The organism is Stenotrophomonas sp. STEN021, assembly GCF_056760175.1.
Window position 1 is genome coordinate 17,636 of record NZ_JBRREH010000022.1, and the last position, 25,439, is coordinate 43,074.

At 63.7% G+C, this 25,439-nt stretch carries 20 protein-coding genes; 3 read left to right on the top strand and 17 right to left on the bottom strand.

Going from position 1 to position 25,439, the window contains the following annotated elements:
• Positions 1–13: 13 nt before the first annotated feature.
• From ACVOL0_RS06845 to ACVOL0_RS06855, 3 genes are read right to left on the bottom strand one after another with little or no spacing between them, the layout of a single operon-like run.
• Positions 14–628 carry a hypothetical protein gene (locus ACVOL0_RS06845; RefSeq protein WP_481548477.1) on the bottom strand — a complete coding sequence of 205 codons (615 nt, stop codon included), beginning with the start codon at positions 626–628 and terminating at the stop codon, positions 14–16.
• Positions 588–2,213 (bottom strand): TonB family protein, encoded by a 1,626-nt coding sequence (locus ACVOL0_RS06850; RefSeq protein WP_481548478.1) that lies wholly within the window; start codon positions 2,211–2,213, stop codon positions 588–590. Before ACVOL0_RS06850 ends, ACVOL0_RS06845 begins: the two co-directional genes overlap by 41 nt.
• A complete protein-coding gene (locus ACVOL0_RS06855; RefSeq protein ID WP_481548479.1) occupies positions 2,200–2,574 on the bottom strand; it encodes a BlaI/MecI/CopY family transcriptional regulator in 375 nt (124 codons plus the stop codon). Before ACVOL0_RS06855 ends, ACVOL0_RS06850 begins: the two co-directional genes overlap by 14 nt.
• A gap of 118 nt (positions 2,575–2,692) precedes the next feature.
• On the opposite strand from ACVOL0_RS06855, the gene ACVOL0_RS06860 reads away from it, so the two are divergent.
• Entirely contained in the window at positions 2,693–4,651 is a 1,959-nt protein-coding gene (locus ACVOL0_RS06860; protein WP_481548500.1) for an acetyl-CoA hydrolase/transferase C-terminal domain-containing protein, read from the top strand.
• 365 nt (positions 4,652–5,016) lie between these two features.
• Here the strand turns inward: ACVOL0_RS06860 and tkt are convergent, their stop codons facing one another.
• The 13 genes from tkt to ACVOL0_RS06925 all read right to left on the bottom strand — a co-directional run bounded on the left by tkt (position 5,017) and on the right by ACVOL0_RS06925 (position 20,571).
• Positions 5,017–7,023, bottom strand: a complete 2,007-nt coding sequence (tkt, locus tag ACVOL0_RS06865; RefSeq protein ID WP_481548480.1) for a transketolase — start codon at positions 7,021–7,023, stop codon at positions 5,017–5,019.
• A gap of 182 nt (positions 7,024–7,205) precedes the next feature.
• The gene (locus ACVOL0_RS06870; protein ID WP_481548481.1) at positions 7,206–8,513 is read right to left on the bottom strand and encodes a dicarboxylate/amino acid:cation symporter; all 1,308 of its coding nucleotides are present in this window, start codon (positions 8,511–8,513) and stop codon (positions 7,206–7,208) included.
• 58 nt (positions 8,514–8,571) lie between these two features.
• The gene (locus ACVOL0_RS06875; protein ID WP_481548482.1) at positions 8,572–10,251 is read right to left on the bottom strand and encodes a BatD family protein; all 1,680 of its coding nucleotides are present in this window, start codon (positions 10,249–10,251) and stop codon (positions 8,572–8,574) included.
• Positions 10,248–12,074 (bottom strand): VWA domain-containing protein, encoded by a 1,827-nt coding sequence (locus ACVOL0_RS06880; RefSeq protein WP_481548501.1) that lies wholly within the window; start codon positions 12,072–12,074, stop codon positions 10,248–10,250. The genes ACVOL0_RS06875 and ACVOL0_RS06880 overlap by 4 nt, the downstream gene beginning before the upstream one ends.
• Complete coding sequence (locus tag ACVOL0_RS06885; RefSeq protein WP_481548483.1) at positions 12,053–13,051, bottom strand: vWA domain-containing protein; 999 nt, start codon at positions 13,049–13,051, stop codon at positions 12,053–12,055. The genes ACVOL0_RS06880 and ACVOL0_RS06885 overlap by 22 nt, the downstream gene beginning before the upstream one ends.
• Positions 13,051–13,503, bottom strand: a complete 453-nt coding sequence (locus ACVOL0_RS06890) for a DUF4381 domain-containing protein (RefSeq protein WP_481548484.1) — start codon at positions 13,501–13,503, stop codon at positions 13,051–13,053. Before ACVOL0_RS06890 ends, ACVOL0_RS06885 begins: the two co-directional genes overlap by 1 nt.
• Positions 13,503–14,435, bottom strand: a complete 933-nt coding sequence (locus tag ACVOL0_RS06895; RefSeq protein WP_481548485.1) for a DUF58 domain-containing protein — start codon at positions 14,433–14,435, stop codon at positions 13,503–13,505. Before ACVOL0_RS06895 ends, ACVOL0_RS06890 begins: the two co-directional genes overlap by 1 nt.
• Positions 14,436–14,502: 67 nt before the next feature.
• Complete coding sequence (locus ACVOL0_RS06900; protein ID WP_481548486.1) at positions 14,503–15,522, bottom strand: AAA family ATPase; 1,020 nt, start codon at positions 15,520–15,522, stop codon at positions 14,503–14,505.
• Positions 15,523–15,623: 101 nt separating this feature from the next.
• The gene (locus tag ACVOL0_RS06905) at positions 15,624–17,441 is read right to left on the bottom strand and encodes a type IV pilus secretin PilQ (protein WP_481548502.1); all 1,818 of its coding nucleotides are present in this window, start codon (positions 17,439–17,441) and stop codon (positions 15,624–15,626) included.
• Positions 17,442–17,532: 91 nt separating this feature from the next.
• Complete coding sequence (locus tag ACVOL0_RS06910) at positions 17,533–18,063, bottom strand: pilus assembly protein PilP (protein ID WP_481548487.1); 531 nt, start codon at positions 18,061–18,063, stop codon at positions 17,533–17,535.
• A gap of 2 nt (positions 18,064–18,065) precedes the next feature.
• The gene (locus tag ACVOL0_RS06915) at positions 18,066–18,731 is read right to left on the bottom strand and encodes a type IV pilus inner membrane component PilO (protein WP_481548488.1); all 666 of its coding nucleotides are present in this window, start codon (positions 18,729–18,731) and stop codon (positions 18,066–18,068) included.
• Positions 18,728–19,513, bottom strand: coding sequence for a PilN domain-containing protein (locus ACVOL0_RS06920; protein WP_481548489.1), 786 nt, complete (start codon positions 19,511–19,513; stop codon positions 18,728–18,730). Before ACVOL0_RS06920 ends, ACVOL0_RS06915 begins: the two co-directional genes overlap by 4 nt.
• Positions 19,513–20,571 (bottom strand): pilus assembly protein PilM, encoded by a 1,059-nt coding sequence (locus tag ACVOL0_RS06925; protein ID WP_481548490.1) that lies wholly within the window; start codon positions 20,569–20,571, stop codon positions 19,513–19,515. Before ACVOL0_RS06925 ends, ACVOL0_RS06920 begins: the two co-directional genes overlap by 1 nt.
• Positions 20,572–20,785: 214 nt before the next feature.
• Here ACVOL0_RS06925 and ACVOL0_RS06930 point away from each other — a divergent pair, with 214 nt between their 5' ends.
• Positions 20,786–23,224, top strand: coding sequence for a penicillin-binding protein 1A (locus ACVOL0_RS06930; protein ID WP_481548491.1), 2,439 nt, complete (start codon positions 20,786–20,788; stop codon positions 23,222–23,224).
• Positions 23,225–23,299: 75 nt separating this feature from the next.
• Positions 23,300–23,929 (top strand): hypothetical protein, encoded by a 630-nt coding sequence (locus ACVOL0_RS06935; RefSeq protein ID WP_481548492.1) that lies wholly within the window; start codon positions 23,300–23,302, stop codon positions 23,927–23,929.
• Positions 23,930–24,096: 167 nt separating this feature from the next.
• Here ACVOL0_RS06935 and ACVOL0_RS06940 read toward each other — a convergent pair whose 3' ends face one another.
• Entirely contained in the window at positions 24,097–25,371 is a 1,275-nt protein-coding gene (locus ACVOL0_RS06940) for a citrate synthase (RefSeq protein WP_481548493.1), read from the bottom strand.
• Positions 25,372–25,439: the final 68 nt, after the last annotated feature.

The window sequence follows — 25,439 nt, forward strand, 5'->3', positions numbered from 1 at the left end:
GAACCTCGACTGATCAGCGCAGCCCGCCCTCGCTGCGCACCAGCACCCGGCCCTCCACCACTTCAAAGGTGAAGGCATAGGCCAGAGTGACCGGCACAGCCTCTATGCGTGAGGCGTTGACGCAGTCGCCTCTTTCCGCTGCCTGCACCCCGGCGGCGTAGTGACAGACCGCGGCGGGCTCGAACGACCAGCCTTCGGTCGCCGTTAGCGCAGCCTGTAGCAGACCTGCGTTGGCCGCATCGTTTCCAGCCCCGCAAGCCGAGTGCGCCAACAGTGGCGCGCTACCCTGTACCCGCCCCTGCGCATCAAGCATCACATTCACGCAAACCGTCGTGGCAGCCAGCGAACGCCTGGCGAACTCCGGCGGCAGAACCGGATCGGAGGCACTGACCGCAATCGGCATGCGGAAGCTTTCCGTCGCCGCCAGCTGATACGGCTGTATCTCGCCTGCGCTACCGGAAGACTCGGGCGTCAGCATCTGCCTATGCTGGTTGAGATTGAAACTGCTGCCCATCTGCTGCTTCGCCGGCTGCGTCGCACAGCCGGCAAGCATCAGTACCGCCAGCACCGCAGCACGCCCGCGCACCTCAGCCCCTGCTCCGGGTTTCGGAGTGATGCGTGTCTTCATCATCCATATCAAACGAAACAGGTACCCGGATGACGCCGGCAACCGGCTTGCCGTCCTTCATCGCCGGTGTGAACCGCCACTGCCTTGCAGCGGCAATCGAGGTGGCCTCGAACACGCCCTTGGGATACGCCTCGGTGACGACCACATCGGTCGGCCGGCCTTCGGCGTCCACCGCGATACGCAGCACCACCTTGCCCGTGGTGCGACTGTCCATCGCATCGCGCGGATAACTGGGCGGCGGCATCCGTCCGGCATTCGGCAAGGCAACCTGCTCAGCCCTGCCGGAAGCTGCCGATACGATGGCCGTATCCCCTGCTGCCAACGCAACCGATCGCAGCTCCAGTGTCCAGGTTGAGCGCCCATCGGCGGTAGACACTTCGATACCTGCGGCCACATCGGGCTTGATCAGCAAGGTCGGCGACGAGATCAGTTCCCCGTTCGCCTTCAGCGTGCCTTTCAGCGTGAGCATGCCGTCGGCGGCTGGCTGCAGTGTGAACTCCGCTGCCCACTGCACGCCCTTGTCCGAGCTGGCGCTGAAGGAGAACGGCGTGCCTGCCGACTGCTGCAGCTCGAAGCGCTGCTTGGTGCCCTCCAGCGTCGCCTCCACGAAGGTGGCATACACCGTGCCCTTCCCGGTTGTCGTCGAGGTCGATGAGGAAGACCAGGTGGACGAGGAAGTCGAACTCGATACCCGCTTGCCCGGCTGCGCTGCCCACGCGGTATAGCCGAAAGCGGACGACAAGCCCAACGACAGCACCAACATGGCACACCACTGCTTCCTGCCTGGTACGGGACGCTTCAACATGGCAATACGCTCCTTCAGTGGATGATGGTTCTGCCAGTGGCACCCCACCGGCAACGGGGACGCAGCCAGCCCGGTCTTGAGCATGGCCTCGCCATAACTGCGGCGTGCGCCTGACAGCTGCGCAATCACACGTTCATCGCAGGACAACTCCTGGTCTTCGCGGCAACAGCGCAGGGCGAACAGCAGCAGCGGGTTGAACCAGTACAGGCACTGCAGCAGCGCAAGCAAGGCGTTGATCACGATGTCGCCGCGTTGCAGATGCACACGCTCATGCAGCAGCACCAGTTGCTGCTCGATCGGCAGATAGCGCTGTTCGAAACCTACCGGCAGCACGATTCGCGGCCGCAACAAGCCCATCGCCGCGGGCAACCCCGCCACTGCCTGCGCCTGCCACAGGCCGTCATCGCGTTGGCTGAGCCGCCCCAATCCGCGCTGGAAATTCCGCTGCTGGCGATACAGTCGCACTGCCATCAGCAGCCCCCCGGCCAACCATGTGCAGCACAGCCACAACGGCCAATGCGCAATCACCGCCGGGCCAGCAACTACCGCCTGCCCAACCTGCACCGCCACTTCGCTGACCCGCATCGGCACTGCCGCAACCTGCGGCGCGGGCAGCAACACCGACAGCAGCATCACCGGCAACAACAGCCACATCAGGTAAGCGGCGCTTGCTCCGAGCCAGTGCCGCAACGGCCGGCGCAGGATCAGCACCAATGCAACCGCCACGCTGCTTGCCAAGGTGGTTTTCAGCAGCACCGCCAGAAGCTCAATGCTGGTCATCGTCGAGTCCCTCCAACAGCTTGCGCAGCTCGGCCACGTCCTCGCGGCTGAGCCGCTGGTGCTGGCTGAAATGGGCCACCAGGGGCGCGACCCGGCCGTCGAACAAGCGCTCGATCAGGCTGCTGCTCTCCTCCAGCAACCAGGCATCGCGCTGCACCAGCGGGGTATACAGAAAACGCCGGCCATCCTTGCTTGCACTGATCGCGGCCTTGTTGAGCAGGCGGTTGAGCAAGGTCTTGACCGTGGCCTCGGCCCACTCATTGCCACCGGGCAAGCGCGCGATGACCTCGTCTGCAGACAGCGGGTGCTGCCCCCAGAGGACTTCCATGACCACAGCCTCGGCCTCACTGATACGGATCATCGTTTACACCTGTAATTTTTTACGATTACACGAGTAAACGAAAGCCCTGTCAAGCCCTCACCAAGTGATTCAGGGGGGACATGCTGTAATGCCGATACCCCCGCAGATACCGGACACCATGCCCCATCACGTGACCGACCTCGACGCCGCCGTGGACTGGCTGCTGAGCAACATCCAAGGCCCACTGCGCATCGGCGCCCCACTGGCACTGGGCAAACCGCACCGTTTGCTCAATGCCTTGTACGCGCGTATCGAACACGACCCGGCGCGGCCCCTGCAACTGTATACCGCGCTGTCACTGAACCCGCCGCAGGCCAAAGGCGATGGTTTGGAAGCGCGTTTCATGCGCCCCTTCGTCGAGCGCCACTTCGGCGCCGACTTCCCGCGTCTTGCCTACTCCGACGCCATCGCCCGTGATGCGCTGCCCGCGCACGTGCAGGTGGAAGAGTTCTACATGCAATCCGGTGCGCTGCTGCGTTCGTCGCAGGCACAGCGCTACTACACCAGCCTCAACTACACGCATGCCGCCGATGCGGTAGCGCAGCGCGCGCCGAATGCGATCGTGCAGAAAGTGGCCTACCGCGAAGGCAGCCACCAGCTCTCACTGTCGTGCAACAACGACATCACCCAGGACACGCTTGATGCCATCGCTGCGCGCGGTCTGCCAAAGCCCTTGCTGATCGCCGAGGTTGATCCGCAGTTGCCGTGGCTGGGCGGCACCGCTGCCGTTGATCCGGACTTCTTCGATCTGGTGATCACCCCGCCCGGTCCCTACCCGCGGCTGTTTGGCCTGCCACGGCAACCGGTCAGCGATGCCGATTACGCCATCGGCCTGTACGCCAGCACCCTGGTGCGCGACGGCGGCACCTTGCAGATCGGCATCGGCACGCTGGCCGACGCGCTCAGCCATGCACTGGTGTTGCGGCACACCGACAACGCACGCTACCGGCAGATCCTGCACGCGCTCGATCCGCAGATCGCCGAGCACCCGCTGGTGCATGAAGTGGGTGGGCTGGGGCCGTTCGAGATCGGCCTGTACGGCTGCAGCGAGATGCTCAACGAAGGTTTCCGCAAGCTGGTGCAGACCGGCGTGATCTGGCGCAAGGTCCACGACGATCTTGGCCTGATGCAGCGCTTGGCCGACGGCACCGCCAGCAATGGCGACCGCGGCCGCCTGGCACGCGAGGGCGAGTACCTGCACGGCGCCTTCTACCTGGGCTCAGCCGAGTTTTACGACTGGCTGCGCAATCTCCCCGATGCCGAACGCGCCGCCATCGGCATGCGCCGCATCAGTGAGATCAACCAGCTCTACGGCGGCAACGAGGCATTGGAACGCCTGCAACGCCGCGATGCGCGCTTCTTCAACTCCTGCATGATCGCCAGCGCACTCGGTGCAGCGGCATCGGATGCACTGGAGGACGGCCGTGTGGTCTCCGGCGTCGGCGGCCAATACAACTTCGTGGCGATGGCGCATGCCCTGCCCGATGCACGCAGCATCCTGATGTTCCGTGCGACGCGCGACGATGGCGGCAAGCCGCAATCCAATGTGCGCTGGAACTACGGCCACACCACGATCCCCCGCCATCTGCGCGATGTCTTCGTCAACGAGTACGGCATCGCCGACCTGCGCAACCTCACCGACGAAGACTGCGTGATCGCGATGAGCAGCATCACCGATACAGCGTTCCAGCCTGCGTTGTTGGATCAAGCCAAGGCCTCGAAGAAACTCGCCGCCAACTTCAGCGCACCAGCACCGTGGCAACAGAACCGCGCCGAGGTGCTGCGCGAGAAACTCGCCCCCTTCCGCGCCGATGGCAGTCTGCCGGATTACCCGCTGGGCAGTGACTTCGATGCCGTTGAACAGGATCTGGTACGCGCCTTGGGTTGGCTGAAGTCGGCGACCGCGACACCGATGGGCAAGCTGCGTACCGTACTGGCGGCCATGCGCCAACCAGCTGCGGAGAACGATGCGATGTACATGCAGCGGATGGGACTGGAGCGACCGGCCAATTTTGGCGAGCGGCTCAATGCCGGGTTGCTGCGGGTTGGTCTGGCGCGGAGTGCCGGGAAAGCTTGATGGTGTGCATCGCAATCTGATCGCACACAGAGAAGACCGGTTTTGTAGGAGCGGCGCTGGGTGGCCTCGGGCCATAAGCCGCGAAGCTGACAATCGATATTGGCATCGGTAGCCAAAGGTTCTCAGCTTCGCGGCTTACGCCGCTCCCACATTGGTGGGAGTACCGGGAAGGCCTCTGCCGAGCATTGCTCGGCACTACAGATCTACTCCCTCCCTTTCGCGCAGCGAAGGGGAGGGTTGAGGAGGGGTTGGCCTTTTGCGAGGAAAGCCCCTTGCCGAGCATGGCTCGGCACTACAGTTGCGATGAAACAAAAACAAAGGCCGGGTTTCCCCGGCCTTTGTCCAAATCTTGCGATGTAGGGCTATCAGCCCGCGATCTGCGCCTTGGCAGCTGCCACAACCGCTTCGGTGGTGATGCCGAAGTGCTTGTACAGCTTGTCGGCCGGGGCCGATGCGCCGAAGGTGTCCAGACCAACAACCGCACCGTCCAGGCCCACGTACTGGCGCCAGAAACCGGTGACGCCGGCTTCGACGGCAACACGCTTGCGCACGGCATTCGGCAGCACGGACTCGCGGTAAGCGGCGTCCTGGCGATCGAACACGTCGGTGCACGGCATCGACACCACGCGGGTCTTGATGCCGGCAGCTTCGAGCTCGGCCTTGGCAGCCACGGCCAGGCCAATTTCCGAACCGGTGCCGATCAGGATCACGTCCGGGGTACCGGCGGCGTCAGCCAACACGTAACCACCGCGTTCGATCTGCTGCACCTGCTCGGCCGTACGCGGCTGCGGGGCCAGGTTCTGGCGGCTGAAGATCAGGCAGCTCGGGCCATCCTTGCGGACGATGGCAGCCTTCCAGCTGACCGCCGATTCGGCCGCATCGCAGGGGCGCCAGACATCGTTGTTGGGGATGTAGCGCAGCGAGGACACGTGTTCCACCGGCTGGTGGGTCGGGCCGTCTTCGCCCAGACCGATCGAGTCATGGGTGAACACGTGGATGACGTGCGCCGGGATCAGCGCGCTCATGCGCAGCGCGTTGCGGGCGTAGTCGCTGAACACCAGGAAGGTGGCGTCGAACGGCAGGAAGCCGCCGTGCAGGGCCAGGCCGTTGGCAATCGCGCTCATGCCGAACTCACGCACGCCGTAGTGCACGTAGTTGGCATGCGGGTCTTCGCCGACCACGGTCTGCGCACCCTTCCACAGGGTCAGGTTGGAACCGGCCAGGTCAGCCGAGCCGCCGATGATTTCCGGCAGCAGCGGTGCGAAGGCCTGGATGGCGTTCTGCGAGGCCTTGCGCGAGGCGATGTTCGGCGCTTCGGCCTGCACCTGGGCGATGTAGGCATCGGCCTGGGCAATGAAGTCGGCCGGCAGCTCGCCGTGCGAACGGCGGGTCAGCTCCTCGGCATCGGCCGGGAACTGTGCGGCGTACTTGTCGAACAACTGCTCCCACTCGGCCTGACGCAGGGTGCCGGTGCCGCCAGCGCGCCAGCCGGCATAGATCTCTTCCGGGATCTCGAACGGGCCGTACGGCCAGTTCAGCGCCTTGCGGGTGGCTTCCAGCTCGTCCTTGCCCAGCGGTGCGCCATGGCTGGATTCCTGGCCGGCCTTGTTCGGCGAGCCAAAACCAATGGTGGTCTTGCAGCAGATCAGGGTCGGCTTGTCGAACTGCGACAGCGCCTGCTCGATGCCGGCCTTGATGCTTTCCGGATCGTGGCCATCAACACCGCGCACCACGTTCCAGCCGTAGGACTCGAAGCGTGCCGGGGTGTCGTCGGTGAACCAGCCTTCCACTTCACCGTCGATGGAGATGTTGTTGTCGTCCCAGAAGCAGACCAGCTTGCTCAGGCCCCAGGTGCCAGCCAGCGATGCGGCTTCGTGCGAGATGCCTTCCATCAGGCAGCCGTCGCCCATGAACACCCAGGTACGGTGGTCGACGACTTCGAATTCCGGGCGGTTGTAGCGCTGCGACAGCAGCTTCTCAGCCAGCGCGAAGCCCACGGCATTGGCCAGGCCCTGACCCAGCGGGCCGGTGGTGGTTTCCACGCCCGGGGTTTCGTGACGCTCGGGGTGGCCGGCGGTACGGCTGCCCAGTTGGCGGAAGGCCTTCAGTTCTTCGATCGGCAGGTCGTAGCCGCTCAGGTGCAGCAGTGCGTAGTGCAGCATCGAGCCGTGACCGTTGGACAGCACGAAACGGTCGCGGTTGAACCACTTCGGGTTGTTCGGGTTGTGACGGAGATAGTCGTTCCAGAGCACTTCGGCGATATCGGCCATGCCCATCGGCATGCCGGGATGACCGGACTTGGCGGCTTCTACCGCATCAGCGGCAAGGAAACGGATGGCGTTCGCCAACTGGCGGCGGGTGGGCTGCGTCATGGGTCGTCAGAATCAGGAGGCTCCCGCGGAACTGCGGGCGGCCTATTGTCCCACAAGCGACTGCCGGGATCAGTCCGTAAAAGCTGACGGTAGTTCGTCTTGGTTTCGCCTGACAGGAACATGCCCAAGCAAAACGGCCACCCTGAACAGGGTGGCCGTGGTTACCGCAAACCCGCCGGAATTCAATCCTGCGGATGATGCCGGCCGACGCTTTCGTCACTCTCGCCGCGCGCCACCAGCGTGGTCAGGGCCAGGTCGCCGGTCACGTTCAGCGCGGTACGACACATGTCCAGGAAGTGGTTCACGCCCAGGATCAGGCCGATACCGGCAGGGTTGACGCCGACCATGGCACAGATCAGCGCCACCACCGGCAGCGAGCCCGACGGCACACCAGCGGTACCGATACCACCAAGGATGCAGACCACCATCACCATGAACTGCTGGCCAATGCTCAGGTCCACGCCGAAGAACTGCGCCAGGAAGATCACCGTCACACCCTCGAACAGCGCGGTGCCGTTCTGGTTGGCGGTAGCGCCGACAGTCAGCACGAAGCGCGAGACCTTGTGTGGGAAGCCCATCTGGTCGGCCACGCGCAGCGCGGTCGGCAGGGTCGCATTGGACGAGGCGGTGGAGAACGCCATCACCGTGGCTTCCTGGGTCTGCCGGAAGAACTGGATGGGCGAGCGCCCGGCCAGCTTCACCGCGATGCCGTAGCTGACGAACATGTGGGTGGCCAGCGCCAGCACAACCACGCCCACATAGGCGCCCAGCTTGATCAGCAGATCGAAGCCGAAGATGGCCGCCAGGTTGAACATGAAGCAGGCCACGGCATACGGCGCCAGGCGGATGACCAGGTTGATCAGGGTCATCGAGATCTCGAACAGGCCCTCGATGCCCTTGCGCAGGGTGGCGACCTTTTCCGCCGGCGACAGCACCATGCCGATGCCCAGCATCAATGCGAAGAACATCAGCGACAGGATCTTGCCGTTGTCCGAAGCCGCGTCGAGCACATTGTCGGGCACGATCGACAGCAGCATGTCCAGGCCCTTGGGCGCGGTGCCCGCACCGGCCACGATGGCCTTGCTGCGCTCGGCGTTCTCGGCCAGCAGTTTGGCTGCCACAGCCGGGTCAACACCTGCACCAGGCTGGAACAGATTCACCAGCACCAGGCCGATCAATACCGCCACACCGGACAGCACGATGGTGTAGGCCAGCGACTTCCAGCCGATGCGCCCCAGCGAACGGATGTCCCCCATCTCCGACACGCCCATCACCAGTGCCGAGAAGATCAACGGCACGATCAGCATGAAGATCAGGCTCAGAAACAGCCCGGAGAGCGGCGTTGTCACATAGGTGGTGACGGTGTGCACCCAGGCCGCGTCAGGGCTGACGAGGTGGACGAACAGGCCGAGCAGCAGACCGAAGCCGAAGCCGATCCCTATCTTCCAGTGGAACGGCATTTTGTCGGTGCTCTTGGCTGCATTGGCCATAGGTGGGTTTCCCTCCAGAGAATTATTCAGCTTAACAGACGATGTACAACCGCCCTTTTCAGCTTTGTCCTGGATAGAGAGGGTCCAACAGCGGTTTTTCCACCACTGCGGCTTGCCGCCAACGCGGACCGGCCTTGAATACTTCACGTAGCTGGGCTCGCGCTGCGCCCACATCGCCCTCGCCGCCCCAGCGGGCGCGCTGCATGCGTTGCAGGGCATCGCGCTGGGCCGGGTCATCCAGCTTCGCAACCACCGCGTCCAGGCCTTCCACCCCGCCCATCGAGGCAAGAATCTGTACCACTTCGTCCAGACTGCCTGTGTCCAGGGCGCGACGCAGATCGGCGACGCCATAGCGCGAAGCAGCCCCACCGGGTTGTGCGACGTGCTCGATACGTGCAAGTGCGGCGCCACGCCGACGCGACAAGCCCCAGATCAGCGTAGCCAGCCACAACAAGGCAAAACCTGCAGCCAACGCAGGCCATGTCCAGTTGTTCGTCACGTCCTGCGAGGCGGCCAGGGCATTGCCTGCAGCCAGCGCGGCAGTCCCGGTCGCTGTCGGTTGTACCAGCGGCGGCGCGACCATGCCGGTATTGCTACCTTGGGCAACCTGCAATGACAGCGCCGGCAGCGCGGTGGTGCGCGCCTGCCCGGTGGCGACATCCCACCATTGCATCTGTATCCCCGGCACGCTCAGCGCGCCGGTCTGCTGCGGCACGACCGAATAGCGACGGGTCAATTTCAATTGCGGACTGGCCCCCTCGAAGGTTTCATCGTATTGCGGGGGCTCGGCAAACACCTGTGCGCTGTCACCCAACGAAGGCACCGGCAATTCCGGAAACTGTGCCTTGGTAGCGCCACTGGCAATCGCCTCCACTTCGATGCTGATGGCTTCACCGGTGCGCCCGCTGTTGGGCGCTGCGGTATAGCGCAGCTGCAGGTTCTTCAGCGGCAGCCACGGTTGTGGCGCATCTGCGGGGGTCGCCCGCACCTGCAAGGTCTGGTCGGGACCACGGGCGCTGAGCTGGCCGTTGTCGCGACCGAAGAAATCGTCGAAGAAGCCACCCGCACCCTGCCCGCTGAAACGGGCTCCGGCCAACTGCAAGGGGCCGCTGCGCTCGGGAATCAGCAGGAAGCGGCGCTCCACGACGTTGTAGCGGCGTCCGCCCACTTCACGCACGGAAGTCCGGTCGTCACCAATACGCTGCAATGAGGCAGCAGCGGGTGTATCCAGTACCAGCTCGCCGGAGGCCAGCTGGGTGGCGAAGTACAGCCGCACCACCACGCCCACGCTCTGCTGCACATAGGGTTGTTTGTCATCGACCTCGGTTTCGATGAAAGCCAGCGCATTGCCGTCACGGCTGGCGACCGGCGCCTCGTCAACCTTCACCAGCAAGGGCGTGGTGCTGCCGCCACCCACGCGCAGTGCCGGGATGTCGAGCATGCCGGTGCGGCGTGGCGTCAGTGCAACCGCGTATTGGGCATAGTTGCGCGAGGCGCCACCGCCCAACTGCAACTGGCGGCTGCTGCTCTGCGCACCGATCACGAAGTCTGCTTCCAACGGCGCGTAGTCCGGACTACCGGATTGATCGGTTTCGATGGTCAGCGTGACCGACTCACCTTGCTTGATGCTGTCGCGATCCAACCAGGCCCGGGTCTGTGCCTGCAGCAGGCCAGTGAAGGCCAGCAGAGCGAGCAACAGCCACAGCTGCATGGCGCTGCCTGTGTGATTCTTTCTCATCGTTTTTCCCGCATCCGTCGCTCGTATTCGAGCTGGAATTTCGCTTTCAACAGATCGCCAGGCTCATCCGGCACGCGCTGCATCCAGGCCTCCACGGCCTGTTGCTGCTCGCGTTGCGCAGGTGTCATCGCAGCCAAGGCGGCGTTCTGCTGCTCACCTTCGCGCGCCTGCCGCTGACGCATGGCCTCGGCCATGCGCTGACTCTGGGCTTGATCGGCCTGTTGCTGCCTGCCGGCATCTTCGCCCTGTGGTGGCTGCTGATCCTTGCCGGATGACGACTTGCCATCCGCCTGCGGAGTGCGCTCAGGGGACTGCTGGCCTTGTTGCGACGGGCTTGATTGTTGACCCTGCTGCGGCTGGCCCTGCTGCCCCTGCTGCTGACCTTGTTGGTTCTGCTGCGAAGGATTCTGCTGCCCGTTCTGCGGCGGACTCTGCTGCCCGGGCTGGTCCTTGCCCTGCTGCGGCCTGGACGGATTCTGTTGCTTGCCTTGCTGACCCTGCTGCGATTTGCGCTTGCGCGCTGCATCCACCGCGGCACGGTTGGCCACCGCGTCCTGCATGCCTGGCTGCGCCTTCAGGGCGCGATCGTAGGCAGCGATGGCTTCGTCGTACTTGCCCTGACGGGCAAGCGCATTGCCAAGGTTGTACCAGCCCTGATCGCTGTCGATGCCTTCGAACTTTTTCTGCGCCGTGGCGAAATCACCGGCCCGGTAGGCCTCAACACCTTCGCCCAGACGCTGGTGTTGGCGCTGGTCGGCGCGCTGCCACCAGCCGCCCTGCTCTGCTGCATGGGCTGGCTGCAGCACTGGCAACAACAGGCAAAGCGCCAGGACCGGCAGCGCCCGACGCGGGCGTCGGAACGCGAACAACGCAAGCAACAACAGCGGCGGCAACAACCAATAACCTTCGTCCTGCCACTGCTTGCCGGCATTGACCTGCTGCTCGCGATCCCGTGCGCCGGCCTGCGGCTCCAGCACGCCCAAGGCCTGCAGGTCCGCCGAGGTGGTGGCAATACGCTGGTAGCCACCTCCGCCGGCCGCAGCCAGTGCGCGCAACGAGGTTTCATCCAGATGTGCCTGTTCAATCGCCCCACGCGGATCGCGGTAAGAAGCACCCTGCAGGCTGCCAAGACCGATCGCCGAGACCCGGTAACCGGCGACGCGCAGTTTTCCGGCCTCCGCCACCGCCGCAGCGTCAGCGTGATCGCTCAACAGCAGGATCTCGCCGTTGTGCGCGCCGGATTGCTTCAAGAGGTCACCGGCCCAGAGCAATGCCTTGTCCGGGCGCTGGCCATCGGCCGGCATCACTTCCGGCGCCAAGGCATCAAGGAACAGCGCCACGTTGGCTGCGTCATCGGTCAGCGGTGCCACGGTGAATGGCTCATAGGCGAAAGCGATCAACGCGACTTCACCGCCCTTGCGCTCACGCAGCAAAGCGGCCAGTTTGGCCCGCGCCTGCAGCAACCGCGACGGCGGCAGATCGGTAGCACGGATGCTGCTGGACAAATCCATCACGATCACCAGCGGCGTCTTCGATTCCCATAGCGGCTGTTCCAGCTGACGCCAACTCGGCCCGGCCAGGGCAAGCACTGCCAGCACCAAGCCAAGTACCAGTACAACGCTGCCCCACCAGCCGCGCTTACCCCCATCGCTCAACAGCTGCGCCAATAAATGCGGGTCCACTGCCTCATGCCAACGCGCACTGCGGCGACGACGCCACCAGCTGCCCAGCAGGGCCGCCGGCACCAACAACAGCGCCCATAGCCATTCAGGCCGCAGAAAGTGCAGATCCTGCCAATTGATCATGACCGCAGCCCCCGCCACGCCAACACCAGCACACCCAACAACACGGACAGCGCCAACGGCCATGGATAGCGCTCGATACGTGGCCGCACCGCTGGGCCCGCATCTTTCACCGGCTCCAGTCGGTCCAGCTCGGCATAGATATTGACCAGCTCATCGGTGTCGCGGGCACGGAAGAAACGCCCGCCGGTTTCGTCGGCCACCTTGGTCAAAGTGGCTTCGTCCACCTGGTCATCGGCACCGGGCAACTGCACGCCGAACAAGGACATGCCACCGCTGCCGCCAAAGGCGATGGTGTAGACGCGCACACCTTCGGCCTTGGCCAGCTCGGCCGCCTTCAGCGGTTCCAGCACGCCGGCGGTATTCACGCCATCGGTCAACACGATAAGTACGCGCTGCGCCTGCGGCTGTTCGCGCAGGCGCTTCACCGACAGTGCAATCGCATCACCCAACGCGGTCTCGCGCCCGGCCAGGCCAACCACGCTATCGCGCAGTTGATCGCGAACGGTGGCGCGATCAGTGGTCAGCGGCGTCAACGCATAGGCACGCTGACCGAACACCAACAGGCCAATGCGATCGCCTTCGCGACGCTCAAGGAAGTCAGCCAGCACTGCTTTGGCAGCCGTCAGGCGGTCCACCACCTGGCCACCAAGCTGCATGTCCGGCTCGCTCATGCTGCCGGACAGGTCCACCGCCAGCATCATCTGCCTTGCCTGCCGCGGCGGCTCGATCGGCTCACCCAGTTGCTGCGGACGCGCCAACGCGGCACACAGGCACAACCAGGCCAACCACAGCAGCAAGGTCTGCAGCACCGCACCGGCGCGCGAGGGCGGCTGGCCCTGCAGACGCGCCGGTTCGTAGGGCACGCGCAATGCTGCCCCGTTTTGTTCACGCAGCGGCCACAACAACATCAGCAAGGGCAATGGCAACGCCAGCCATGCCCAAGGCCACGCAAACGCCGGCAACAAGCTCAACCAACTGGCAATCGTGTCCTGCATCAGCGGCGCCCGGCCATCAATTGCAGAAAGCGGCTACGGGCCAACTGGCAGACACGATCAACCTGCGCAGCTTCAAGCGTTGGGCGGAAGCCGCCGTCCAGCAGCAGACGTCCGTCTCCGCTGCTGAAATCATCGCCCTTGGTCCCATCGAGAAAACGCAACCACGCCTCCCCCTGCAACTGCACAGCATGTGGATCAAGCCGCCGCGCCGCACGGCGCAGCAGCTCCGAGGCTGCCGCCAACTTGGCAGGCCCTTGCTGTGCTGCCTGCACCTGCCGGTCGAACAGAGCCATCCAGCGCTGCAATCGGCGCCGGCGAAAGAGATAGATGGAAAGCACGACCAGGGCAACCACCACGACCGCGCCGATCAGCAACCACCAACCCGGTGCCAGCGGCCACCAACCCGGCTCTGCAGGCAGGTGCACATCGCGCAGCTGCAGTTGTGCGGCCATCAGCCCACGCTCCGGATTGGCGCTGCGCCCAACCAGGCATCGCTGGCATCATCGGTGACCAGAGTGCTGACACGGATACGTCGACCCGGCAGTTGCCTGCACAAGTCCTCGACCGGGCCGATCAGTGCGTCATGCCAGGCATCGCGTACAGCGGACGAGGTCAGATCCAGTTGCAGGCGGCCGGATCGCGTTGCCAGCGGCAGGACACAACTCGGCGGTGAGATTTCCAGGGGATCAAGCAACAACACCAACTCCACTTCAACATGCATCGACAGTGCCGACCAGGTTGCTGCAGGCACTGCCTGTGCGCTGGCTGGATCAGCAAGCACCACCGCGCGTGCGCCGGGATGCAATACCCGTGCAGCCTGCTCCAAGGCCAGCTGCAATCCGCCGTCATCGGCAGGCCGCTCGCCATACCAGCGCACCAGGGCATCCAGCGTCCGCAAGACACCGCGTGTACCACCCGCCGGTGGTACCAGGGCCTGCTGCGCGGAGCCGCGCAGCGCCGCGATGCGATCACCATCGCGCAACGCCGACCACGCCGCCACTGCACCAGCGCGTGCCGCCTGCACTGATTTGAAACGTACCCGCGTACCGAAGTACAGGGCCGCTGCGGTATCGGCAATCAACAAGGTGACCCGCTCGCGTTCGGTCTGGAACGTCTTGGTATGCGTTGTATCCGTGCGTGCGGTCAACTTCCAATCGATATGGCGCGCATCGTCACCGGCCACATACTCGCGTGACTCCGCATATTCCATGCCGCGACCACGCAGCATGGATGCGGCACGGCCGCTTACCGCGTAGTGCCCACGGCGGGCCTTGCGGCCACCGTTGGCGGAGCCGCGCAGCGCGATCAGCTCGGCCAGCTGCGGGCGGATACCGTCTTCGACAGCCGCAACCGTCTGCGCGTGTTTGGCTACGGGCGCACTCATCGCTGACCTGCTTGCAAACGTGGCCTCATGATCATTCCATCAATGGCGCAAGTCATCACGCCCTGCCTCAAGGCAGAGGCACGCATTCAAGCAGCGCCGCCACCAGGCGCTCGCCATCCCAGCCCTCGGCCGCGGCCTCGTAGCTGGGCAGCACGCGATGGCGGAGCACGTCGGCTGCCACGGCGCGGATGTCATCAGGGGTGACGTAGTCACGGCCGGCCAACCAGGCGCGGGCACGCGCGCAACGCTCCAGTGCGATCGAACCGCGCGGGCTTGCGCCCCAGGCAATACGCTTGGCCAGCTGAGCGTCATACGCACTGGCGTCACGCGAGGCCAACACCAACGCGATCAGGTAGCGCTCCAGCTGCGGCGCCATATGCAGTTCCAGCACTTCGCGACGGGCTTGTTCGATCTTCTGCAGCGAGATCTTTTCTATCGTCACCTGCTGCGGCCGCATTGCGCGCAAGGCGCGCTCGCGCGCCAGCCGCAGGATCTCGGTTTCGGCACTGGCATCCGGGTAGCCAATGCGCACATGCATCAGGAAACGGTCCAGCTGCGCCTCGGGCAGCGGGAAGGTCCCCTCCTGCTCGATCGGGTTCTGCGTGGCCATGACCAGGAACACGTCAGGCAGCGGATAGGTGTTGCGGCCCACCGTCACCTGCCGCTCGCCCATTGCTTCGAGCAGGGCCGACTGCACCTTGGCCGGGGCACGGTTGATTTCGTCTGCGAGCAGGATCGGGTGGAAGATCGGCCCGGCCTGGAACTCGAAGCGGCCCTCCTGCGAACGCCAGATATCGGTGCCGGTAAGGTCGGCGGGCAGCAGGTCCGGGGTGAACTGGATGCGCGCGAAGCTGGCATCGATGCGGGAGGCCAAGGCACGGATGGCGGTGGTCTTGGCCAGGCCAGGTGCGCCTTCCACCAGCAGGTGACCGTCCGCCAGCAGCGCGGTCAACAGCCGGTCGACCAGCAAGGACTGACCAACGATTTCGCTGGACAGGGCGTCGCGCAGTGCGGTGAATTCCTGATGCAGGCCGTTGTCGCGGACCATGGCATCGTCTTGGTTGGGCAACTGGGGAGGTAGGTTCATAGGCGCAGTTTGACCGATCCGCGGTGAAATGGTTCCAAACACCAGCCTGCAAACGGAAAAGGGCCGCTATCGCGGCCCTTTTCCTTCAATGTAACAAGTGCTTACTGGGCAGCCTTGGCCACACGCAGAATCTTCGGGGTCACGAACACCAGCAGCTCAGCCTTGTCCTTGCTGCGACCACGCTTCTTGAACAGGTTGCCAAGGAACGGAACATCACCCAGGAACGGCACCTTGGCGACGCTTTCCTTGTCGGTGAACTCGTAGACGCCACCAATAACCACGGTCTGACCATCATCAACCAACACGGCGGTGTTGATTTCTCGACGGTTGATGATCGGAACGACGCCGAAGTCGGTAACCGGCAAGTAGCGATCAACCTCATCCTTCTTCACGTTCATATTGAGGAAGACACGGTTGTCCTGGGTGATGGTCGGAGTGACCTTCAGCTCCAGCAGCACTTCCTTGAACTGAACGTTCGGGGTCGCTGCAGCACCGCCGGTACCACCGGTGATGGTGACGTAGCCGATCTCCTTACCCTGCTTGATCACGCCTTCACGCTGATTGGCGGTCACGATACGTGGGTTGGAGATGACTTCACCGCGGCCTTCCTCCTGCAGCGCAGACAATTCCAGATCCAGATTGAAGTTGGCACCCAGCAAGGTGTAGGCAAGGCTCGGACCCAAGCCATTGGCCGAGGTGAAGCTACCCGCCGGCAGATTGACGTTGAGCCCACGATTGGCGTTACCCACCCCATTGGTGGTGCTGCCTATCGTCGCGTCATTGTCACCATTGTTGTAACTGCGCTTGCCACCGATGCCGAACTTGGCACCGAGGTCACGGGCAAAGGTGTCATTGGCAATGACGATGCGGCCTTCGATCAGCACCTGGTCGACCGGGCGATCGATGACACCGATCAGTTCACGCATCTGCGCGACCTTCTTCGGGATATCACTGATCATCAAGGTGTTGGTACGTTCATCGGCTACCAAGCGACCACGCGGCGACAGGAAGCCATTCTCATTCTCACCTGAGCCGCCTGAACCACCTGAGTTACCTGAATTGCCGACACCCTTGGCCTCGGTAATGGCTTTGAAGATGGCGTTGGCGCTGTGGTAATTGATCTGAACGTAGTCGGTAATGAGATCCGACTTGTTCTCGAACGCGATGCGTGCGTCTTCCTTGTCCTGCTCGAACTTGGCCAGCTCCTGCTGCGGTGCAATCCAGACCACACCACCGTCGCGGCGCTTGTCCAAGCCCTTGGCACGCAGCACGATGTCCAGTGCCTGGTCCCACGGTACATTGACCAGTCGCAGGGTCACATTGCCCTGCACCGTGTCGGACGCCACCACGTTGAGGTTGGACTCCTCCGCGATCAGCTGCAACACGGTGCGCACCGGCACGTCCTGGAAGTTGAAGGTCACCGGACGGCCGCTGTAACCGCGTGCAGCCACCGTAGCAGCTGCCTGCGCAACAGTCTTCGAGGTCACCGCACCGGTAGCCACGTCAGCCTTGCGCGGAGTGATCTCCACCACATACTCGTTGCCGGTCTGATAGGCCAGCGAGTCGAATGCGCCATTGGTGCTGAGCACCAGCTGCGAACCCTGCCCAGATGGCTTGGCATCAATGCGCTGCACCGGCGTGGCGAAATCAACAACATTGAGCGGGCGTTGCAGATCGGCCGGCAGCACGGCGTTGCCAACGTCGATCACGACATTGTTGCCCTGGCTGCGCAGGTCCGGGCTGGCGCCCTGGCCATCGAACTGCATGATCAAACGTCCAGCGCCGTCATCGCCGCGCTTGAAGTCGATCTTGGTTACGGAAACCGCCTTCACCGCCTGTTGCGGAGCTGCGGCTAAGCCGCCAACACCAGCAACAGGCTGCGCTGCGAAGGAAGAGCCGCACACCGCTGCCAACGCCACTCCCAGGGCGCAGACGCGGACCAGTGCTTGGCGCCGGATGGGACGCAGGCTCAGGGCTTTGGTAAAAGTCATCGTGCTATCCCCTAATCAATCAACGATCGTCCAGTGCAAGCGAAGCTGGGCGTTCCAGCCAGCCACCTGCACCGTCCGGCACCAGTTCAATAAGCTCAATCCCGTCTTCGCGCACGCCGGTCACACGGCCGTCGCTCTGACCCATGTACACCCCAGGGCGTACACGGTAAGTGACCTTGTCCGGCCCCATCACCAGAGCAATTGCAGCACCGCCACTGCCGATGGTGCCAACCATGTCCAGGCTGTCGAGCGGGAACGCCTCGAGCGGTTCCTTGCGACGGTTCGGATCCGGTCGCAACTGACTGTTGCCGTCATCCGAGACCCAGGCATCACTGAACGGATCACGCAAGCCCTGGGCCGAATACTCGAAGGTTTCGAACTGCTGCATCACCGGTAGCGCTTCCAAGGGTTCGGCCGGGCGTGCACGCACGTCGGCAGTCCACTTCTCAAGATTGGGCGCATCGCCCGGTGTGCTGGTGATGCCGCGAGCGCAGCCGCCCAGCAGTACCGCACACGCCAGACCCAGGGCCAAGGAGGAAACATTACGCATGATTACTTCCCTCCCTTTTTCTTGGCTTCAGCAGCATTCGCTTTTTCCTGATCGGCCAATTCGGCGTCATCCAGATAGCGATAGGTCTTGACCGTACCGGACAGTTCCAGCGCGCCACCCGGGGTGATCACGCCCTGCCCCCCCTTGGGCTTCAGGTTGATGTCGTGCATGGTCAGGATGACCACACGTGGCAACGACGCAACACCGCTGACGAAGGCACCAAACTGGTGGTAACTGCCCACCAGCCGCAGCGCGATCGGCTTTTCGGCATAGAACTCTTTCAAGGTCTCGTCGCCTGGCTTGAACAGTTCGTTGTTCAAACCGCTGGACAACGCCGTCTGCGACACATCGATGATCAGGTCCGGCATTTCGGTCTTGCTGGGCAACTGCCGCAGCATCTGCTGCAGCACCTGCTCCATCTGCGCCAACTGCAGCTTCAACGGCTCCAGGTTGACAGCACGCTTCTGCTCTTTCTCGAACTCCTCACGCAGCGTGGCCTCTTTGCTTACCAGGCCTTCGAGCTCTTCTCGCTGACCACTGACGACAAGCAGGTACGAAAGACCAATGATGAGCAGCGACAGCAGCACGCAGAACACGATCTTCGCGTTGCGTGGCCAAGCGCCGATGTTGTTGAAGTCCAGCTCTTTGGCGTTGAATTTCTTGCTCACGAACGAGCCTCCTTCTGCGCCGGCGCCGCTGGTGCTGTCTCAGCCTTGGGCTTCTCGGCCCCACCAGCAGGGGCTGCGGGTGCCGCAGGCACCGTTGTTGCCGGTGCGGCAGGCAACGCCGTGCCCGCGGCAGCCGGGGCGCTCGCCCCTACCGCCGCGGACTCAGCCGGCGCAGCATCGGGGGCGGCAACATCCCCCCCTTGGGACTGGCCATCACCCGGCGTGGGCAATTTCACCTTGAGGGTGAACACATAAGGCAGCGACTTGATATCAACGACGCTGCCGGCCTTTTCCTGCGCGCGCGCTTCGATGATCGTCAATTCCGGACTTGTCATCCAGCCTGAGGTCTCGAGGTTGCGCATATAGGCACTGACTCGTGCGTTGGATTGGGTACGGCCTTCCAGGGTCAGCGTGTCGCCTTCCTGCTGCAACGCCGTCAACACCACACCATCGGGGATGGTGCGCACCAGCGAGTCAAACAAATGCACCATCTGCGAGCGCTTGCCCTGCAGTTCCTCGATCACCTTCTTGCGGTCGAGCAGACGCCTCTTCTGCACGTCAAGACGATCAATTTCCTTGTTCTGCTCCTTGACCTTGGCGATCTCGGTCTCAAGGTAGGCGTTGCGCTCGTTCTGGCCGCTGATCTGCTGGCTGAAGTAGAACCACAGCAAGCCCGACAGCACCACGCCACTGAGCGCAGCAAAGCCGAGCATCCCGTAGAACTCACGCTGACGCTGTTTGCGGCGCTCCTCGCGCCATGGCAATAGGTTGATCCGTGCCATCAGTCAAACCCCCTCATGGCCAGACCCGTCGCGATCATCAGCGCCGGTGCATCCTGGCTCAGTGCATGCGCCTGGACCTTCGGCCCCAGCGTCATCTGCGCCAAGGGGTTGGCCACCGAGGTCGCCACGCCAAGCTGTTCTTCAACCATGGTCGGCAAGCCGATCAAGGCCGCACAGCCGCCGGCCAGGACGATGTGGTCAACGCGGTTGAACTCGCTGCCCGCGTAGAAGAACTGCAACAGACGGCTGATCTGCTGCACCGTGGCTTCCTTGAACGGCTCCAGCACTTCAACCTCGTAGCTCTCCGGCAAGCCCCCCTGGCGCTTGGCCAGGCCAGCTTCCTCGTAGCTAAGACCATAGCGGCGCATCACCTCGTCGGTAAGCTGCTTGCCGCCGAACACCTGTTCGCGGCTGTACAGGCTGCGGCCACCACGCAAGACGTTGAGCGTGGTCATGGTGGCACCGATATCCACCAGTGCCACTACCCCATCACTGGGTACAGCCAACTCGCTGGCAACCAATGCAAAGGCGTTCTCAATCGCGAACGCCTCCACATCCATCACCTTGGCGGTCAGCCCACCCAGTTCAAGCGCGGACTGGCGCAACTCCACGTTCTCCGAGCGCGACGCGGCCAGCAGTACCTGCACCATTTCTGGATTGTTCGGCACTGGACCCAGCACTTCGAAATCGAGGTTTACTTCGTCGATGGGGTACGGGATGTAGTTCACCGCCTCCAGCTCGACCTGTGCTTCGAGGTCGTTTTCGTCCAGATCGGCCGGCATCGGAATCACCTTGGTGATCACCGCAGAACCCGCAACAGCGGCGGCCGCCGCCTTGGCCTTGGTACCTGAACGCGCAACAGCCCGCCGAATTGCTTCGCCGACTGCTTCGACTTCGACTATGTTTTTCTCCACCACCGCATTCGGCGGAAGAGGTTCCACGGCGTAATGTTCCACGCGGAAACGGTTACCGCTGCGGGAAAGCTGAAGCAGCTTCACCGCAGTCGAACTGATGTCGACACCAATGATTGGTGCCTGACTCTTTGGGATAAGCCCCACGGATTCTCCCCTGCCGACGGGCACTTGGACGCAAGTCTTGCGCCGGCGCATTAATAACGTTTTTTCAGCAAATGGCAACCATCCGGAACGCGAGACGCGATCTGCATCACGCCGCCCAGCTGTATCTCATTTGCTCTCCCCAGGACGCGGCCCCAGCCGCTCCCCTGCGTAATCTATACTCTGCGGCTACAAAAACCGCAATCGGGACTTCTGGATGCCACGTTTTCGTCGCTGGCTGCGTTGGCTGCTGGCCCTCTTTGTCGCCTTCTCCCTGGTCGGCGCAATCGCCATCGGTTCACTCTATTACGTTGTCTCGTCCAAGCTCCCGGACGTACAGGCGCTGCGCAATGTCGAATTGCAGGAGCCAATGTATGTCTATGATAATGAAGGGAAATTGATGGCGGTATTCGGCGAGACCCGCCGCTACCCGGTACAGATGAAGGACGTCCCCGAGCGCCTGAAGCAGGCCTTCCTGGCCACCGAAGACGCCCGTTTCTACCAGCACGATGGCATCGACTACAAAGGTATTGCCCGCGCCGTGTGGTTGATCGCGCGCACCGGCTCCAAGGACGGTGTACCCGGCGGATCGACGATTACCCAGCAGGTTGCGCGGCAATTCTTCCTCAGCAGCGAGGTCAGCTACACCCGCAAGTTCGCCGAAATCCTGCTCGCCCGCAAAATCGAGAGCGAGCTGAGCAAGGACGAGATCTTCGAGCTGTACCTCAACAAGAGCTTCTTCGGCAACCGTGCCTACGGCATCGGCGCCGCTGCCGAGTACTACTACGGCAAGAAGCTGGGCGAGTTGGACCTGGACGAAATGGCCTCGCTGGCCGGCATCCCCAAGTTCCCCTCCAGCGGCAACCCACTGAGCAACCCCGAGCGCGCGCGCCAACGCCGTGACAACTATGTACTGCAGCGCATGGCCGACCTGGGCTACATCAGCCAGGCCGAGGCTGATGCGGCCAAGGCCGTGGCCATGCACGCCAGCCCACACGAGCCGCCGGTACAGGTCTATGCGCCCTACGTGGCCGAGCTGGTGCGTCAGGAAATGATCGCCAAATACGGCAGCGACGTACTCAACAAGGGCTACCACGTCACCACCACCATCAATGGCCAGTTGCAGGAAGCCGCCAACACGGCGGTGCGCGATGGCCTGATCACCTACGACCACCGCCATGGCTGGCACGGCGTGGAGCAGCACTTCGACGTCGCTGCCGATGCTGACAACACTGCACTGGCCCGGCATATCGCCGGCATCCCGACGCAGTCAGGCCTGCAACCTGCGGTAGTTTCGGCAACCCATGCCGACGGCAGCATCACCGTGGTCCTGGCCGACCGCAGCGAACTGGTATTGCCGGTGGCGTCCAGCCGTTGGACCAGCCGCAGCCCCGCCAAGCTGGTTACCCGCGGCGACATGATCCGCGTGCGCGCCGGCAGCAAAGAAGGCGAATGGCTGATCGACCAGATTCCACGCGGACAAGCGGCACTGGTCTCGGTAGATGCCGAGAGCGGCGCATTGCGCGCCCTGGTCGGCGGCTTCAGCTTTGCCGGCAACAAGTTCAACCGCGCCACCCAGGCCCGCCGCCAGCCCGGCTCCAGCTTCAAGCCGTTCATCTATGCGGCTGCGTTCGACAAGGGCTTCAACCCGGCCTCGATCGTGCTGGATGCGCCAGTGGTGTTCCGCGACCGTCGCGGCAAGACCTGGCAGCCACAGAACGATGGCGGCGGCTTCCGCGGCCCGATGCGTCTACGCGAGGCACTGGTGCAGTCGCGCAACCTGGTGTCGGTGCGCCTGCTCGACAGCATGGGCGTGGACTATGCGCGCAAATACATCAGCGAATTCGGCTTCCAGGAAGCCGAGCTGCCACCGAACCTCTCGATGTCGTTGGGCACCGCCTCACTGACCCCGTTGTCGGTCGCGCGCGGTTACGCCGTGTTCGCCAATGGCGGCTCGCGCGTGGACACCTGGGTCGTGGATGAGATCAAGGACCGCGACGGCAACGTGATCTTCAAGGAAAACCCGGCGATGGCCTGCCGTGGCTGCGGCGGCGCCTCCACTGCCGGCGCGGCACCGGTCAGCCAGGTGGTGGACGGCTTCAACTTTGGCGCCGAGGCGGCACCCGCCCCAGTCGCCGCAAAGGCCGCCGAGGCCAAGCCTGAGGCCATCGAGCCAGCCAAGCCGGTGAACCCCAACGCCCGCACCGCACCGCGCGCCATCGATGAACGCACCGCCTACCAGCTGGTGTCGATGATGCGCGACGTGGTCCAGCGCGGCACCGGTACTGCGGCCAAGGTCCTGGGGCGTGAAGACGTGGGCGGCAAGACCGGCTCGACCAATGACCACCGCGACGCCTGGTTCTCCGGCTTCGGCGGCCCGCTGGCGACCACCGTATGGGTCGGTCGCGACGATTTCCGCTCGCTGGGCTACCGCGAGTACGGCGGCAAGGCAGCCCTGCCGATCTGGATCGACTACATGCGCGTGGCACTGAAGGACGCCCCCATCGCCAAGAACGACCCGCCCTCGGGCATGGTCCAGGCAACGCTCAACGGCGCTACCGAATGGGTCAAGACGGAAGACCTGGACCGCGTGCAGGACTTCGACTTCGGCCAGCAGGACCACGCCACCGACGACGCAGCCTTCGACATCTTCTGATTCACCGCGCAGGCGGAGGGACGCAAGCCCCTCCGCCTGCCTACAATCGGGCCAGCACCCACAGGGTAGAACCCGATGTCGCCATCGCCACCGCAACCTTCTTCCCGCAACAGCCGCGAACGGCAATTGATCGCGCAGGAGGCGGCACGCCTGATCGCCGAAGGCGGTATCCATGATCTCGAGCATGCGCGCCGCAAGGCCGCAGGCAAGCTTGGCATCAGCAGCGAAGCCCTGTGGCCACGCCTGAGCGAAATCGAGCAGGCCTTGCGTGAGCATCAACTCCTGTTCGCCTCCAGCAGCCAGCCCGGCGTACTGCGCGGGCACCGGGAATCGGCACTGCAGGCCATGCAGTTCCTGCAGGCTTTCCAGCCGCGCCTGGCCGGCGCAGTGCTGAGCGGAGTTGCCAGCGGCGACAGCCCGGTCATCCTGCACCTGCATTGCGATGACCCCGATGCGGTGCAGCGTTTTCTTCATGAGCAGCGCATTCCTGCCGAGGCGCGCACCTGGTCGCTACGTTTGGCGGGACATTCGTCCAGGCAGCATTACCCAGGCTGCGAGTTCGCCGCCGACGGCATCGCCTTCGAACTGGTAGTTCTGCCCGAGGATGCGCTGCGGCAGCCGCCGGTTTCTGCTGACGACGGCAAGCCCCTGCCGCGGGCGACTCTGGCACAGCTGAAGCAACTGCTGGCGCACGAGCAGCGGTAGTGCCGAGCCATGCTCGGCAAAGGCATTCCCGGTAAAGCCCCCCTGCCGAGCATGGCTCGGCGCTACCGGACATCCACCTGCGCTTGCTGGAGTGACACACAACAAAAAACCCCGCCAAAGCGGGGTTTTTGTCGTGATGGAGGCGGCGCATCGCTGCGCCACTGCCATTACTTGTAGTCGCGCACGTCGTGGCCGGTATAGACCTGGCGCGGACGGCCGATCTTCATTTCCGGATCAACCTGCTGCTCCAGCCAATGCGACACCCAGCCAGCGGTACGGCCCAGGGCGAACATGACCGTGAACATCTCGGTCGGGATATTCAGCGCCTTGTAGATGATGCCGCTGTAGAAGTCGACGTTCGGGTACAGCTTGCGGGCCACGAAGTAGTCATCCTGCAGCGCGGCCTGTTCCAGCTTGACGGCCACGTCCAGCAGCGGATCCTGCACACCGAGCTGACCCAGCACCTGCTTGGTCATCTCGCCGATCACCTTTGCGCGCGGGTCGAAGTTCTTGTAGACGCGGTGACCGAAGCCCATCAGGCGGAAGCCCGAGGTCTTGTCCTTGGCCTTGACCACGGCGGACTCGACGTTGTCTGCAGTACCGATCTCTTCCAGCATCTTCAGCACGGCTTCGTTGGCGCCGCCGTGTGCCGGGCCCCACAGCGCAGTGACGCCAGCGGCGACCGAAGCGTACGGGTTGGCGCCGGTGGAACCGACCAGACGTACGGTCGAGGTCGAGGCGTTCTGCTCGTGGTCGGCATGCAGGATGAACAGCAGGTCCAGTGCCTTGACCACGTCCTTGTTCAGGTCGTACTTGCCATCGGCCGACTCGAAGGTCTGCTTCAGGAAGCGGCTGACGTAATCCAGCGAGGTGTCCGGCTTGTTGGCCGGCAGGCCAGCGCCGTGGCGGTAGATCAGCGCCGACAGGGTCGGAACCTTGGCGATCAGACGCACGGCAGCCTGGCGGCGCTGTTCGGCATCGTCCAGGTCCAGCGAAGCGTGGTACTTGGCCGACAGCTGCGCAATCGAGGCAGCCAGGATCGCCATCGGATGCGCATCCTTGGCAAAGCTGCCGATCAAGGTGTTGATCGAATCATCGACACCGGCTTCAGCGGTCAGTTCGGCTTCGAACGCCTTCAGCTGGTCGGCGCTCGGACGATCGCCATTGATCAGCAGGTAGGCCACTTCGACGAAGCTGGACTTGGCAGCCAGCTGCTCGATCGGATAGCCGCGATACAGCAGCACGCCCTTGTCACCATCGATGTAGGTGATGGCCGACTTGCAGCTGGCGGTAGCGGTGTAGCCCGAGTCGTAAGTGAAGAGACCGGTTTCCTTGGTCAGCTTCGAGATATCGACACAGTTATTGCCCAGGACGGGTTTGACGACAGGCAGAACGACCGACGTATCGCCGGCGTTGAGCGTGACCTGATCAAGATCGGACACAGTGTGCGCTCCTCAAGTGGAAGGCGCCTGTCCTGACGAATGGGGTGCGGGCAGGCGCGTGAAGGAAT